This is a genomic window from Pseudomonadota bacterium, assembly GCA_027624955.1.
Classification (GTDB): domain Bacteria; phylum Pseudomonadota; class Alphaproteobacteria; order UBA828; family UBA828; genus PTKB01.
This window is the reverse complement of the sequence record JAQBTG010000058.1, coordinates 1-14,495: the sequence shown is the minus strand read 5'-3', so window position 1 is coordinate 14,495 and position 14,495 is coordinate 1. Positions and strand designations below refer to the sequence as shown.

11 protein-coding genes are annotated in these 14,495 nt (G+C 56.7%); 9 read left to right on the top strand and 2 right to left on the bottom strand.

The annotated features are described in order from the left end of the window. Positions 1 to 203: 203 nt before the first annotated feature. Positions 204 to 1,646, bottom strand: coding sequence for an amidase (locus tag O3A94_16210; GenBank protein ID MDA1357798.1), 1,443 nt, complete (start codon positions 1,644 to 1,646; stop codon positions 204 to 206). Positions 1,647 to 1,802: 156 nt separating this feature from the next. Then, positions 1,803 to 2,941 (bottom strand): IS3 family transposase gene (locus tag O3A94_16205; GenBank protein MDA1357797.1). Its coding sequence is split into 2 segments (ribosomal slippage): positions 1,803 to 2,704 and positions 2,704 to 2,941, totalling 1,140 coding nucleotides; the frame shifts between segments, so codons are not numbered across the junction. Between the two features lie 280 nt (positions 2,942 to 3,221). Here O3A94_16205 and O3A94_16200 point away from each other — a divergent pair. The 9 genes from O3A94_16200 to O3A94_16160 all read left to right on the top strand — a co-directional run bounded on the left by O3A94_16200 (position 3,222) and on the right by O3A94_16160 (position 14,358). Continuing rightward, positions 3,222 to 4,646, top strand: coding sequence for an amidase (locus O3A94_16200; protein ID MDA1357796.1), 1,425 nt, complete (start codon positions 3,222 to 3,224; stop codon positions 4,644 to 4,646). A 304-nt stretch (positions 4,647 to 4,950) separates the two neighbouring features. Next, positions 4,951 to 5,622 (top strand): autoinducer binding domain-containing protein, encoded by a 672-nt coding sequence (locus O3A94_16195; protein MDA1357795.1) that lies wholly within the window; start codon positions 4,951 to 4,953, stop codon positions 5,620 to 5,622. Between the two features lie 115 nt (positions 5,623 to 5,737). Further along, positions 5,738 to 7,183 (top strand): amidase family protein, encoded by a 1,446-nt coding sequence (locus O3A94_16190; GenBank protein MDA1357794.1) that lies wholly within the window; start codon positions 5,738 to 5,740, stop codon positions 7,181 to 7,183. 86 nt (positions 7,184 to 7,269) lie between these two features. Next, entirely contained in the window at positions 7,270 to 8,859 is a 1,590-nt protein-coding gene (locus tag O3A94_16185) for an ABC transporter substrate-binding protein (protein MDA1357793.1), read from the top strand. A 153-nt stretch (positions 8,860 to 9,012) separates the two neighbouring features. After that, the gene (locus O3A94_16180) at positions 9,013 to 9,981 is read left to right on the top strand and encodes an ABC transporter permease (protein ID MDA1357792.1); all 969 of its coding nucleotides are present in this window, start codon (positions 9,013 to 9,015) and stop codon (positions 9,979 to 9,981) included. Continuing rightward, positions 9,978 to 10,916: an ABC transporter permease gene (locus O3A94_16175; GenBank protein MDA1357791.1), complete on the top strand. Its 939-nt coding sequence runs from the start codon at positions 9,978 to 9,980 to the stop codon at positions 10,914 to 10,916. Before O3A94_16180 ends, O3A94_16175 begins: the two co-directional genes overlap by 4 nt. Positions 10,917 to 10,930: 14 nt before the next feature. Next, positions 10,931 to 11,926, top strand: coding sequence for an ABC transporter ATP-binding protein (locus O3A94_16170; GenBank protein ID MDA1357790.1), 996 nt, complete (start codon positions 10,931 to 10,933; stop codon positions 11,924 to 11,926). Beyond that, the gene (locus O3A94_16165) at positions 11,923 to 12,897 is read left to right on the top strand and encodes an ATP-binding cassette domain-containing protein (protein ID MDA1357789.1); all 975 of its coding nucleotides are present in this window, start codon (positions 11,923 to 11,925) and stop codon (positions 12,895 to 12,897) included. Before O3A94_16170 ends, O3A94_16165 begins: the two co-directional genes overlap by 4 nt. Before the next feature lie 36 nt (positions 12,898 to 12,933). After that, entirely contained in the window at positions 12,934 to 14,358 is a 1,425-nt protein-coding gene (locus tag O3A94_16160) for an amidase (GenBank protein ID MDA1357788.1), read from the top strand. Positions 14,359 to 14,495: the final 137 nt, after the last annotated feature.

Here is a 14,495-nt window from a genome sequence, read left to right as displayed (position 1 = left end):
TCGCCCGTCGAGTTCGAACGGCAGCAAAATACGATAACCGAGGGCGTCTAGAAAACTCGGGGCTATTCAAAGAGCCGCAAATCTTCCGTTTGCAAATTACCTCAATCGGTCCTGAAAGTGCTGACGGTAGACCATTATAGCGGACTCACCTGCCTAAATTCAGCCGTGGTGGGTAGAGCGATGTTCTGGCAAGGATCAGTTCTCTATTCGGTCCAGAGACCGACGGGTGGATGCCGGTCCCACCAGGGCTGTGCTCTTTCCAGTTGGCCTGCCAGGCCGTAAAGCAAGTCTTCTCGACCCGATTTTGCACCCAACATCACACCAATGGGTAATCCATTTTCGTTCCAATGAAGCGGGACCGATATCGCAGGATTACCGGCGATGTTGTAAATCGTGTTAGCCGTATTGAAAGTCCACAATCGCTCAAAAAAAAGCTCCGTGTCCTCCATGTCGGCATATAAGTGGCCGAGCCGCGGGGGCGGTGTCGCCATCGTTGGTGTAAGCCACACATCGTAGCTATCGAAGAACTTTGCGAAGCGCCGCGTTAATCCATTCATATGTGCCATTACGCTGAGCAAATCCGTGGCCGACATGCGGCGACCCCGCTCAAGCAGATAAAGATTGTTCCTCTCGAGATTTTCCGTCGAGGGTGTGCGCCCCGATAGAGCGGCGCCAGATTCTATAGCATAGGCGTTAGGCGCCGCGAACAAGCCCATGAAGACTTCGCTGGTGAGCTCCCGGTCGTGGTCGGGCTCGGCTTCTTCCACGTGATGCCCCAGCGCTTCGAGCAGGGTAGCTGCCCCAGCGAGCGCTTCTAAGCAATCGCTATGAGCCGCCTGGCCGGCAGGCGTACCGGGTGAAAATCCAATTCTGGTCGGCGCCGGATCAATGCTCACTTCGTCCAGAAACTTTCGCCGGGGCCGAGGCGCAAAGTACGGATCACCGACATCCTCACCCGCGGTGCAATCCAACAGCGCGGCGCTGTCGCGTACGGAGCGCGTCACTACGTGCTCCGCAACCAAGCCGCTCCAAAGTTCGCCTGCGTCGGGCCCAAGCGGATTGCGCCCCCGCGTCGGTTTCATACCGACCAAGCCGCAGCAGGAGGCCGGGCCTCGAATTGAGCCGCCACCATCGTTGGCATGTGCGGCTGGTACGATACCCGCGGCGACAGCAGCCACGGAACCACCGCTCGACCCACCCGTAGAGTGATCGAGCTGCCACGGGTTGTGCGTTGGACCATTGGCAACGGGTTCGGTGGAGCCGTTGGAGCCGATTTCAGGTGTGTTGGTTTTGCCGAAAACGACGAGCCCGGCTGCTTTCCATCGACGCAAGATTTCACTGTCGAATTCCCGTGTCCACCCATTGAAGAAACGGCTACCGCAATTTGTGGCGACCCCCGCATAGGAGACGAGGATGTCTTTAAGAAGGAACGGTACGCCGCGAAATTGACCGTCGGGTAATGTGCCGGACGCCGTCGCGCGCGCCTCGTCAACCATCACATTAGTTATGGCGTTGAGCTGCGGATTGAGAAGTGCGGTGGCCTCCAATGCAATTTCGAGTAGCTCCGGCGCGCTAACCTCACTCCGCCGCACCAAGTCAGCCAGCGCCATTGCATCGTTTTCAGCGTATTCGGATAGCGTCAACATGACCTGCCCCACAGTTGCAATCACTCGCCTAATATAGAGTCTACCCCGCATTTCCCAAGTGAACGAACCATTAGATGCGGGTTTCATATGCTTCAGGCATAAGAATCAGAGTTTTATATCACTTCGAGGGGCTCCGTCTGAATAGCCCCGAGTTTTCTAGACGCCCTCGGTTATCGTATTTTGCTGCCGTTCGAACTCGACGGGCGACAGCATCCCGTTTCTCACATGCTTTCGTTTTGGATTGTAGAACATCTCAATGTAATCGAACACATCTTGCCTTGCATCGGCCCGGGTCTTGTAGGTTCTACGCCGTATCCGTTCGCGCTTGAGCAGATTGAAGAAGCTCTCGGCCACGGCGTTGTCGTGACAGTTCCCGCGTCGGCTCATGGAATGCTCAAGATTGTGTGCTTTGAGGAATGACGCCCAGTCCCTGCTGGTGAACTGGGAACCCTGATCGGAGTGGACGAGCACCTTGTTCTTCGGCTTCCTGCGCCACACGGCCATCAGCAACGCCTGCAGGACCAGATCCGTTGTTTGACGGCTCTGCATCGACCAACCGACGACGCGGCGGGAGTAGAGATCTATCACGACGGCCAGATAGGCGAAGCCTTCAAGGGTCCTGATATAGGTGATGTCTGTTACCCAGACGCTGTCTGGCGTTTCCACGTCGAACTGACGGTCCAGCCTGTTGTCGACGACCACGGACGGCTTGCCGCCATAGGTGCCAGGCCGTCGCCTGTAGCCGATCTGGGCCCTGATGTCGGCCAAATTGGCCAGACGAGCAACGCGGTTCGGACAGCACCTCTCGCCCTGATCCAGCAGGTCATCATGCAGCTTGCGATAGCCATACACCTTGCCGCTCTCATTCCAGGCCTTCTTAATGAGTTCGGTCTGGCGGGCGTCTTCTCTGGCCCGTTTGCTCAGTGGGTTCCTGAGCCAGGCGTAAAAGCCACTGGGATGGATGCGCAGGCAGCGACACATCGCACGCACCGGGAACAAAGGAAGATGCTTGGCAACGAACGCGTATCTCACTTTGCATCCCTGGCGAAATACGCGGTGGCTTTTTTTAGGATGTCACGCTCCTCCGTCACTCTGGACAATTCGCGCTTCAAGCGCTGGATCTCGGCGTCCCTGTCATCGCTGCCGACAGGCTGTGAGAACTTCTTCTTCCACGCGTAGAGCGAATGCGGACTCACACCAAGCCGCTTCGAAACCTCCGCAACCGGATAGCCCCGCTCGGTGATCTGAACCACCGCGTCCCGTTTGAAATCGTCACTGAAACTGGATTTACTCATCATGGCCTCCTTGCCTCAAATTTAGGAAAGAAGGCGTCTACGAATCTAGGGGCTATTCAGTCAGACCAAACTAGCTTAAGGCCAGCGTGGGCGACGCATATCCTCGGCCGATGGCAAATCCGTGATGCGCGATGCGTGATTGGCTAAGCCAGCCCGACCAACCCCATCGGTAGGATTAGCGCTGGAGCAGCGGCTCGCGATGATCTAGCATTTTGGCCGAACCCCCGGGTAGCGCCGCAGCTACCCTTGATGATAACCCGTTGATTGAGTGGAGGCCCGCATGGCATCGGCCGATCTCGAGCTCTGTTATATGACTGCAACCGAGGCACTGACGCGCTTTCGGGCGCGTACACTTTCGCCCGTTGAACTCCTCGACGCGCTCATTGCCCGTAGTGAGGACATCAACCCACGGCTCAATGCGCTCACCTATACCTTCTACGAGCGGGCGCGCGGCGAAGCCAAAAAGGCCGAAGCAAAATATCAGTCGAGCGATGGTCGGCTGCGCGCGCTCGAAGGCATTCCCGTCGCGATCAAGGATTTTCACCCGGTGAAGGGCGAGATCACGACCTTCGGTTCGAAAATTTTTGAGAACCACCGGCCCGATTACACCGCACCTACAGTGGAGCGCTTGTTCAAGGCGGGCGCGATCATGCATCAGCGCACCACCACGCCAGAATTCGCTTATTCCGGAGCGACTCACAGTCCGCTATGGGGCATCACGCCCAATCCGTGGAATCAGGAATACACATCCGGCGGCTCGTCAGGCGGCGCCGGCGCCGCGGTGGCTGCGGGCATGACCACCCTGGCCGATGGCACCGACGGCGGTGGCTCGATCCGTATCCCAGCTTCGGCGTGCGGCATCGTCGGCTATAAGCCGCCATTTGGGCGCAATCCGCTCGACCGCGATCATCCCTTGGAAACTATCCTGCATTACGGTCCCATGACGCGTTCGGTTGCCGACGCCGCCTTGATGCAAAACGTGATGTCGGGGCCGCATCCCGAGGACATTTGCTCCCTGCCCAATAGGGTTCGCTTGCCCCAGGCTTTCGACGGCATTGAAGGCTGGAAAATCGCCTACTCACCAAATCTCGGCTATGTAGAGATCGACCCCGAAGTGACGCGCAATACTGAAGCCGCCGTGGCCCAGTTCGAAAGCCTGGGCTGCACGGTCGAGCAGGTTGATCTCGACTGGAATTGGGGCGTCATGGATTGTTGGCTGACCTGGTGGGAGGGGCTGTTTGCCGCTGTCGCGGGTGATCATCTACCGCGCTGGCGCTATGAGATGGATCCCTATGTGGTGCGCCTTTTGGAGAACGGCCTCGGCCACAGCGCCGCCCGGCTCTATAACTGCAACCAGTTTCGCGGCGAGATGTGGCGCGCCCTGCAGCCAATACTCAAGCACTATGACGTACTGATTTGCCCGACGCTCGCTGTGCCCGCGGTAAAGGCCGACCACGACGATGCCGACCCCAACTTTCGCATCAACGGCAAGCGCGTCGAAGCCTATGTCGGCTGGGTCTTGACCCATGGCTTCAACCTGGTGAGCCAATGTCCGGTGATGAGCGTGCCGACTGGTCATGCCGCGAGCGGCGTGCCGACAGGCATGCAAATTATTGCCCGGCCGTTCGATGATCAACGGGTATTCCAGGCGGCTGCCGCCTTTGAAGCAGCCGCACCCTGGCATGGTCGGCGGCCGGCCATCTAGCGGCCAAAAAACAACTCTGCAAAATCGCGTTATTCAGTCAGGTTTATTGGAATGGATTAAAACCCTGATGACCGACTACCCGAAATTTGCCGTTCATTGCCAAATTTAACCCGCGCAACATTGGGACATAGGCAGAGCGGCAAGTTGACAAGGATTGGCCCCACTGTTGAAATAAATGCTGCTTCTGACTTGAAGAATTGCTCGGATATGAATCGCGCGGAAACGGCAATTAGGTCTAACTATGGTGGGCGCAGCAAATCGCACTGAAATTCCGGCGGACGGAATTCAATGTTTCGGGGAGGCAATGGATTCTCTTGCCGAACAAATGTGCTCTTTGGGTTTTCCGCTTACGCTTTACACCCATACCGAAACCCCGCGCCGGCCAGATGGCTCGTTCAATCCGCTTCCCCTGACGCTTCGCAATTTTCCAAAAAATTGGGATCGCTTGTGGCATCGTTATTGCCGCATGGACCCCTATTATCACGCGTGTTTCAACACCAGCTACGTCGTCGAATGGCAGAAAATAAGGCGAGATGGCGAGCTTTGTGCGGTTCAAAAAGAGCTATGTCATTACCTCGAAGATATCGGCATGAGCCAGGGCATCACGGTTCCTATTCACCATCACAGCGGCGGCTTCACGGCTGTGAGCGCGATCAATTCTATGTCGGACGCCGATTGGCCACGGTTGTTCAGTCAAGTCTCGGAGTTGGTGTTTGTCGCCGCACACCGCTTTCACGATAAATATTTTGGCCTTTACGCATCCGAGCATGGTGAAAACCACACCGCCCTTTTGTCGGCGCGTGAATCCGAGATCATCAAGTGGGTGGCAAATGGCGAAACGGTGCCCGAGATTGCCACAATTTTGAAGCGGTCGCCGGAGACGGTCAAATACCACATCAAGAATGCCTACACCAAATTGGGCGCGCGAAATCGTGGCCATGCCATATCGCAAGCGGCGAAGCTCGGCCTGTTGTAAGACGCGCACCTCCCCCCATTTCGGGGAGGTTGTTTGAAGGCGGCAAGCGGCGCAAGATTAATGTGCCTAATAAAAGGCCGAAAAAAGGCCTCATGAATAGTAACGGGAGATATTGATGCCTAACGTCAGCAATTATGCGAGCTATGACGCCCTGGGACTGGCAGAATTGGTGCGAAACGGCGATGTTACGCCGACGGAACTTCTGGAAGACGTTTACACCGCTATTGACGCCGTCAATCCTAAGTTGAATGGCGTGGTTTCGCGCATTCCCGATCTGGCGGAAGCCGAAATCGCCGCCGGTCTGCCGGACGGGCCGTTCAAGGGGGTGCCCTTCTTGGTCAAGGAACTCGGCATTCAGATGAAGGGCGCGCCGTCGCGTTGCGGTAGCAAGCTGACCGAAGATCTCATTGCCACCGAGGATAGTGAATTGGCAACCCGTTTCCGCACCGCCGGCTTGGTCACCGCGGCGATGACGGCGACGCCAGAGTTCGGCTTCAATCCAAGCACCGAATCCGTATTTTACGAACCGACACATAATCCTTGGGATGTGCAACGCAGTCCCGGCGGCTCCAGCGGCGGTTCGGCATCCATGGTTGCCGGTGGCGTGGTTCCGATGGCGCATGCCAATGACGGCGGGGGTTCCATTCGTATCCCGGCATCGTGCTGCGGTCTTGTCGGCCTCAAACCGACCCGCAACCGTGTCCCCACCGGCCCCAGTTTCGGCGATTGGCTGAACGGCTTGGCCGGCGAACTTGTGGTGAGCCGGAGCGTGCGCGATACGGCCGCTATTCTCGATGCCGTACAGGGTACGGATATCGGCCCGCCCGACATCATCACGCCGCCGGCGCGCCCCTATATGGAGGAATTGACGCAATCGCCGGGCAAGCTTCGCATCGCCTGGTCCGACAAGGCAATCTCGGGCGTCCAAGTACATCCGGACGTCGTCGCCGGACTGCATGAAACCGTTAAACTAATGGAATCCCTTGGTCATGAATTGGTTGAGGATCAGATCGAAATCGATTGGTCGCATTTTTTCGAAGCGCTCGTCGTCCTCTGGACCGCTTATCTCGCTTGGGCGATAGACATTCTCGCCAATGCGGTCAAACGCTCGCCGTCGTATGACAATATGGAGCGGGTCACCAATGAGCTCTATCAACATGGCAAGAGCCTCACTGCCATGGACATGCATGATGCGCTCGCCAATATCAACACGGTCAGCCGGCAATCCGGCGTATTGTTCGAGAAGTGCGATCTGTTCCTCACGCCGACCATCGCCCAGCCGCCGCTGATATTGGGCACGCTTAATCAAAATGAAGTCGGCGTGGATGCCAGGGAATGGACGCGCCGCGTCTTCGACTGGGTTCCGTTCACGCCGTTGTTCAATTCCACCGGACAGCCCGCCATATCCTTGCCGTTACATTGGTCGCCGGACGGTCTGCCGATTGGCATGCACTTTGCGGCCAAACTGAACGATGAAGCGACGCTAATCCGCGTGGCGGCGCAGTTGGAAGAAGCCAAACCTTGGAAAGATAAACGGCCGCCGGTTTTCTATTCTGAGTGATCCCGACCGGCAACCATAGGCAAGACAACACCCGCGTCACGTTCTATGGCGCGCCATAAAAAGAAAACCACTTTAGGGAGATTGCGATGAGACAAATCAGATTGAAACGCCTGTTGGGCGCTTTAGCGATAGCGGGTTCACTCGCTTTCGCCGGCGGCGCCGCAACAGATGCGAAGGCGGAGGGCGGCACCTTCGTCTGGGGCATGTCGAGCGAGATGAGTATTCTCGACCCGCATGTCGCTTGCGGCTGGCTGACAACCAACGCCATCCACAGCATCTTTGAAGGCCTGGTCATGCTCGATTTGAGTGACGCCAGCGCCACCAGCGCTAAGCTCAAACCGGCGATCGCCAAGTCTTGGACAGAATCCGATGATGGCACGGTCTATACTTTCGCCATCCGTGAGAATGTAAAATTCCATGACGGCACGATGGTCGATGCCGACGTCGTCAAATGGAACTATGACCGTTTCATGGACACTGGCGCAGCACACGCCTTCGATCAGGCTCATGCCTATCTCGGCTATTACACACGCTGGATTAAGTCGGTCGAAGTCGTCGACAGCATGACCGTCAGGATCACCCTTAATGAAACCAACTATGAGTGGCTTCAAATGGGTGTGGTTGCATGCGGCATGCCGATGATCGTCAGCCCCACCGCCGTAGCGGAAATGGGCAACGAGCAATTTGCTCTCCATCCTGTTGGCACCGGCCCGTTCAAATTTGTCGAGCGCGAGCAGAACGTCAAACTGGTGATGGAGCGCAACGACGATTATTGGGGCAACAAAGCGAAAGTCGAACGGCTTATTTTCCAGCCATTGCCGGATCAGGCCACCCGCCTCAACGCGATTCGTGCGGGCGAAGTGTCGATGATCATGGAAGCGCCCTGGGAAGAGCTAGAGAATCTGAAGAACGAGGGGTTCACCGTCACCACAAACGAAAATATCCCGTCGATCTGGCTGCTCTTTTTCAACTTTAAGAATCCGATCATGCAAGACGTTCGGGTGCGCAAAGCGATCAATATGGCGATTGACCGTGACGCCATAGCCGACGGCATTCTTAAGGGCACTGGACGGCCCGAGATGGGCATGTTGAGCCCCGGTACCTACGCCTATAAACCGGGTTACGCACCGATCAAGTACGACCCCGAAGGCGCCAAGGCCCTGCTCGCAGAAGCCGGCTATCCGGACGGGCTGGAGCTCGATTTCGATATCTATGAATACGGCTACAACGAAGTCTGGGAAAAATCCATTCAGCGCGACCTGCGCAAGGTCGGAATTAATGCCAAGCTCAACAAGATCGAATGGATCACCTATATGGGCAAATGGCTTCAGGGCATGCCCGAAGAGCTGCAAATGAACGAGATCGGCTGGGGCTGGACAATTCCGTTCTGGACCCAGGTGATGTCACGTTGCGACTACCATCCGCCGAATGGATTCAATGTCGGTTGGTACTGCAACCCGGAAGTCGACAAGCTGTTCGATCAGGCGGTGAAGCAAAAAGACAAAGCGAAAGCCGCAGCGTTATATCAGCAGGCCAATGACATCATCATTGGCCAAGACTTCGCCTATGCCGTGAAGTTCACGTACAAAAATCCGTTGGTGCTTAGCCCTTCGGTGAAGCACTTCGTGAATCCGCCGGCAAATTGGTACGATTTCTCCATCATCGAAATGGAGTAAACCGACGCCGAGTCCTGTGAATTGGGGGCGGGTTTGTGCATTGTTACGCGTGACCCGCCCCCACCATTTTCAGCGGAATATTTTGATGCGAAGTGATGGCCTGAATATCAGCCTGCCGTCCCGCCGCCCGGCGGCGCCGAGAACCGGCTAGCGATGCTTCGTTTCATCACTGGCCGTTTGGTACTGACCATTCCCGTACTGTTCGGTGTGTCCGTCATCGTCTTTCTGTTGGCGCATTTGGCGCCAGGTGACGTCACCACAATATTGGCGGGACCCTTCGCAACTGAAGCTGTGAAGGAAAAATTACGTATTTCCTTCGGCCTCGATCAGGCGCTACCGATCCAATACGCCAAATGGCTGGGACATATTCTGCAGGGCGACTTCGGCGCTTCCATCGCCAATCGCCGCGATGTTGTCGAACTGGTGTTCCCAAAATTTCTCAACACCGCCATCCTGGCGCTGTCGAGCGCCTTACTTGCTTATATTATCGGCTTTTTCGTCGGCATTTTCTCAGCCGCGCGCCCGTATTCATTTCCCGACCGGATCGTCATGAGCGTCACACTCATGTTGGGCAACGCACCGCCCTATTGGCTCGGTCTTCTCATCGTGCTGCTTTTTTCTCTGAGCTGGCGCCTCCTGCCCGCCACCGGAATGACCAATATTATGGGCGATGGCGGCGCCTGGGATGTCTTTCTCCATCTCATACTGCCCATGTTGACGACTGCGGCGGCGCCCGCTTCTATCGTGGCAAGAATGGTGCGGGCCAGCATGCTTGAAGTGTTGAGCCACAATTATATCCGAGTGGCGCGTGCCAAAGGCATTCGCAGGTCGGTTATTCTCAGACGTCACGCATTGCGAAACGCGCTGCCGCCGATCGTGACAATTTGCGGCCTGCAGCTCGGATACCTCCTGGGCGGCGTGCTATTTGTCGAAGTCATCTTCGCCTGGCCCGGTATCGGCAATCAACTTTGGCAAGCCATCCAGGCGCGCGATATTCCGACCATCCAAGGCGCAACGCTTGTCATCGCGCTGGCTTTCGTCGGCGTCAATCTGGCGGTCGATGTCATCAATGCCTATTTGGACCCGAAAATTCGGGCATCCGAGAGAGCCGGCGCATCATGACAGAACGCGAAACCGTGAATTCTGAACAACGGCAGCCGCCCGGCGATGCGGATTCAGCCTGGCGTATTCGGCGCGACCGATACCGTTTTCATCTGCGCACGCTCAAGCTCGCCTGGTATGCCTATGCCAAAGACAATGCAGCTTTAGGGGCGCTTATCTTCCTTCTCGTTATCGTTTTGGTATCCTTGCTGGCGCCGCTTATCAGCCCCTATGACCCAGCGGACGCCGTTGCCTCCATCGCAGCATTGCCTGGCACGGAAGGCGTCCTGTTGGGCGCGGACGTGGACGGGCGGGATATCCTGTCGCGCCTGTTCTGGGGCGGACGGATCGCGCTCCTGGTCGGCATCGGGCCGACCGTCGCCGCAACATTGATTAGCCTGTTCCTCGGCCTGACGGCGGGATATTTCGGTGGCTGGTTCGATCAAATTCTCATGCGCATTGTCGATGTCGTATTCGCATTTCCCTTAGTTTTGTTGGCCATTGTTATTGCCGGCGTCCTCGAGCCTGGTGTGTGGACCGTGATTCTCGCCATCAGCATCGCGCTCACGCCCTATATCGCCCGGCTTGTTCGCACGACAACATTAAACGTGAAACAGCAGCCCTATGTTGAGGCGGCGCGCGCCGGCGGCGCCGGCGATTCCGCAATCATTTTGCGCTATATTTTGCCCAATATGATTCCGCCGGTGCTGGTGTTTGCCACCACCCTGATCGGCCTGATGATGGTCGTGGGATCCGGTTTAAGTTTTCTCGGTCTGGGTATTCAGCCGCCGGAAGCCGATTGGGGAACCATGGTGGCGGAAGGCCGAGGCGTGCTGCGCAAAGCGCCCCATGTTACAATTTTCCCCGGCGTCGTCATCGTTCTCGTCGCTCTTTCCTTTAACTTTATCGGTGACGGATTGCGCGATGCGCTTGATCCGCGCCGTCGCTCCCGCTGAGGTCGGACAACGTCATGGTCGAACCGATTCTCAAAGTTGAAGGTCTCAAAACCCACTTCAAACTGCGCGAGGGAATTCTCAAGGCGGTTGACGGTATCTCTTTTTCTCTGGCGCCCGACGAGGTGCTCTGCATCGTTGGTGAATCCGGCTCCGGCAAAAGTGTCACCGCGCAATCGATTTTGCGCCTTATCGATCCCCCTGGTCACATCGTTGAAGGACGTATCCTATATCGCGATAAAAACCTTCTCGATTTGTCAGAACGCGAAATGGAGAAAATTCGCGGCGATCGCATCGGTATGATTTTTCAAGACCCGATGACCTCGCTCAATCCGGTGTTCACCATAGGAGAGCAAATTGCCGAAGGTCTTCGCGAGCATCTCAGCTTGAGTAAGAAGGAAGCGCAAGACCGGGCGGTCGACCTGTTGCGCTCAGTCGGCATTCCAAACCCGGAAGATCGCTATCGGGATTATCCGCATCATTTCTCGGGCGGCATGCGCCAGCGTGTGTTGATTGCGGCGGCCATCGCCTGCGAGCCCGATATTCTCATTGCCGACGAGCCAACCACGGCGCTCGACGTCACCATCCAGGCACAAATATTAAAACTATTGGCCGATGTTCAGCGGCGTCTCAACAGCGCCCTAATTCTCATTACCCATGACCTCGGCGTAGTTGCCTCGATGGCGGATCGCGTGCTCGTGATGTATGCCGGGGAAATGGTCGAGTATGGCGATGTGAAAACTATATTCGAGCACCCCAAGCATCCCTATACGATCGGCTTGATGAATTCGGTTATTCGCCTTGACGATCAGCGCGGCAGTGAACTCCGTTCCATTCCGGGAACACCGCTTGTTCCAATCAATCCGCCGCCCGGTTGCTCCTTTCGGTCGCGCTGCGATGCCGCGCACGCTCCATGCGAAATCGAGAAGCCGCGCGCCCATTCCCTCGCCAGCGAGCATCTTGTTTCGTGCCATCTGATGCAGTCCGACAATAGCCAGGCAGATTCAGCATGAGTGAAGAACTGCTTACGGTTGAAGGATTGACCAAGCATTTTCGTCTTGAGGCCAAGGGGCTGTTCGAGAAAGGGCCCCTGTTGCGGGCCGTGGACGGAATTGATTTCGCCCTCGAACGCGGCGGAACCTTAGGGCTGGTGGGTGAGAGCGGCTGCGGAAAATCGACCACGGCCCGTCTGGTCTTGCGTCTCGTCGAGGCCACGAGCGGCAGCGTCATGTTCGATGGAATCAACGTTTTGGAATGCTCCAAGGCGGAATTGCGGCAATTGCGCCGCGAAATGCAGCTGGTTTTTCAAGATCCCCTGGCGTCGTTAAATCCGCGTATGTCTGTTGGCGTTTCCATTTCCGAGCCGTTGCGATTTCATGGTATCGGCAGCCAAATCGAACGCTTCCAGAAAGCGCGCGAGTTTCTGGAGGTGGTCGGCCTCAGCGCCGACTACTTCGATCGCCTGCCGCATGAATTCAGCGGCGGGCAAAATCAGCGCGTCGCCATCGCGCGGGCTTTAATTCTGCAACCCAAGCTGCTCATATTGGATGAGCCGGTCTCTGCTTTGGATGTCTCGATCCGGGCGCAAATTCTCAATCTCCTGCGCGACCTACAGAACCAGTTCACTCTGACCTATATGTTCATTTCGCACGATCTGAGTGTGGTGAAGCATTTTTGTGACCGCACATGCGTGATGTATCTCGGCAAGATCGTCGAAATTGCCGATAGCGAGCTGCTCTATCGCGAATCGCTCCATCCCTATACTCAGGCGCTTATCGAAGCGATTCCGGCGTCGGATTTGGATACGCCGTCGGTCACCGAGCGCGCCGGACTGGAAGGCGATATTCCCAGTCCAATCGATCCGCCGTCGGGCTGCCGCTTTCACACCCGCTGCCCCAAGCGCATGGCAAGATGCTCGCAACAAGAACCGGAATTGCGCGAGGTAAAACCGGGCCACCGAGTAGCATGTTTTCTTCATGAGTAAAATTCACACCCAACCTAATCCGAGGGGGACTTAACCATGCAGGAATTCGCGAAATACGACGCACTGGGTCTAGCCGAGCTGGTCAAGAACAAGGACGTGAAACCGATCGAATTGGTCGAGGCCGCCATTGGCCGAATCGAGAGCGTCAATGACAAATTGGGCTGCGTTAATATCGAGAATTACGAAAATGCCCGCGCCCAAGCCGAGGGCGTCGTCCCGGATGGCCCGTTCAGCGGCGTTCCCCTCCTGCTGAAGGATCTGATCACCGGCTATGAGGGTATGCGGACCAGTAATGGCAGCCGCTATTTTAAAGAATTTACGGCGCCCGTTGATAGTGCCATCGCGACGCGCATCAACGAGGGCGGCTTTATTCGTTTGGCGAAGACGGTCACGCCGGAATTCGGCTACTGCATTGCCTCTGAGCCGGAAATTTTTCCGCCGGCGCGAAATCCGTGGAATCCTGAACATACGCCGGGCGGTTCCAGCGGCGGCTCCAGCTCTGCTGTTGCCGCACGTGTCGTCCCCATCGCCACCGCGAGCGATGGCGGCGGCTCAATTCGTATTCCAGCTTCTAACGGCGGATTGGTCGGGCTCAAGGCGTCACGCGGACGCACCACCATGGCGCCGTATTATGCCGACCTTTGGTATGGCTGCGTGGTCGAAGGCTGCGTTTCGTTGACCGTGCGCGACCAAGCTGCCTATCACGACCTCACCCAATATGGCGTACCCGGCGAGGTCTATGCCGTGCCCCGCCCGGCAACGCCCTATCTGCAGGAAGTCGGCAAGGATCCCGGCAAGCTGCGCATTGGCATGATTAAGAAGGCAGCGGATGGCCAAACCCTACACCCTGAATGTATCGCCGCCGTTGAGAACGCGGCGCGCCTCTGTGAATCCCTCGGCCACCATGTGGAAGAGGCGGAATACAGCTTCGATTATCAGGAGCTCACCGCGATCTTTACCCGCATCGCCTGCGCCGCAACCGCCGCCGGCATATTGGCATCCGAACCGCATGTCGGCCGCGCGCCGCGCCAGGGTGATTTCACCAATGCCATTCAGGAGATGCTCGAGCGCGGGCAACAACAAAATGCGGCAGAGCACTACCAGGATGTTGAAGCCATGCATCAGATCGGCTGGACCGTGGCAGCAGATTGCGACCCCTATGACGTGGTGCTAACACCGACTTTGCCGAACCCACCGCGAAAGGTCGGTTACTTCGATATGTCGTTGCCGTTCGACGAATACAATTTCGATATCCTCGTTCCCGAAGTGGTGTTCACCTTGCCGCACAATGTAAGCGGCCTGCCGGGGATTTCATTGCCGCTCCATTGGTCCGCGGACGGACTGCCCTGTGGTGTGCAATTCCTCACCAAACACGCCAATGACGGTTTGTTGTTCCGCCTCGCGGCACAACTCGAAGAAGCGCAACCGTGGTTCGACAAGGTGCCACCGATTCATGCCTGATTCGACGGCGGAAGGCTTCATAGGGTGCTGTCAGAGATCTGAATCCGACGCCCAAGGTCGACGGCAGGCTTTGTCAGACTAAAATTCTAGTCATTTTTATGATCGTCTAATGGTTGTATAATATCACCAGTTTCTGC

Excerpts from the sequence above, each read along its gene's own strand:
- O3A94_16210 (MDA1357798.1), bottom strand. The coding sequence starts at position 1,646 with ATGTTGACGCTATCCGAATACGCTGAAAACGATGCAATGGCGCTGGCT.
- O3A94_16200 (MDA1357796.1), top strand. The coding sequence starts at position 3,222 with ATGGCATCGGCCGATCTCGAGCTCTGTTATATGACTGCAACCGAGGCA.
- O3A94_16195 (MDA1357795.1), top strand. The coding sequence starts at position 4,951 with ATGGATTCTCTTGCCGAACAAATGTGCTCTTTGGGTTTTCCGCTTACG.
- O3A94_16190 (MDA1357794.1), top strand. The coding sequence starts at position 5,738 with ATGCCTAACGTCAGCAATTATGCGAGCTATGACGCCCTGGGACTGGCA.
- O3A94_16185 (MDA1357793.1), top strand. The coding sequence starts at position 7,270 with ATGAGACAAATCAGATTGAAACGCCTGTTGGGCGCTTTAGCGATAGCG.
- O3A94_16180 (MDA1357792.1), top strand. The coding sequence starts at position 9,013 with ATGCTTCGTTTCATCACTGGCCGTTTGGTACTGACCATTCCCGTACTG.
- O3A94_16175 (MDA1357791.1), top strand. The coding sequence starts at position 9,978 with ATGACAGAACGCGAAACCGTGAATTCTGAACAACGGCAGCCGCCCGGC.
- O3A94_16170 (MDA1357790.1), top strand. The coding sequence starts at position 10,931 with ATGGTCGAACCGATTCTCAAAGTTGAAGGTCTCAAAACCCACTTCAAA.
- O3A94_16165 (MDA1357789.1), top strand. The coding sequence starts at position 11,923 with ATGAGTGAAGAACTGCTTACGGTTGAAGGATTGACCAAGCATTTTCGT.
- O3A94_16160 (MDA1357788.1), top strand. The coding sequence starts at position 12,934 with ATGCAGGAATTCGCGAAATACGACGCACTGGGTCTAGCCGAGCTGGTC.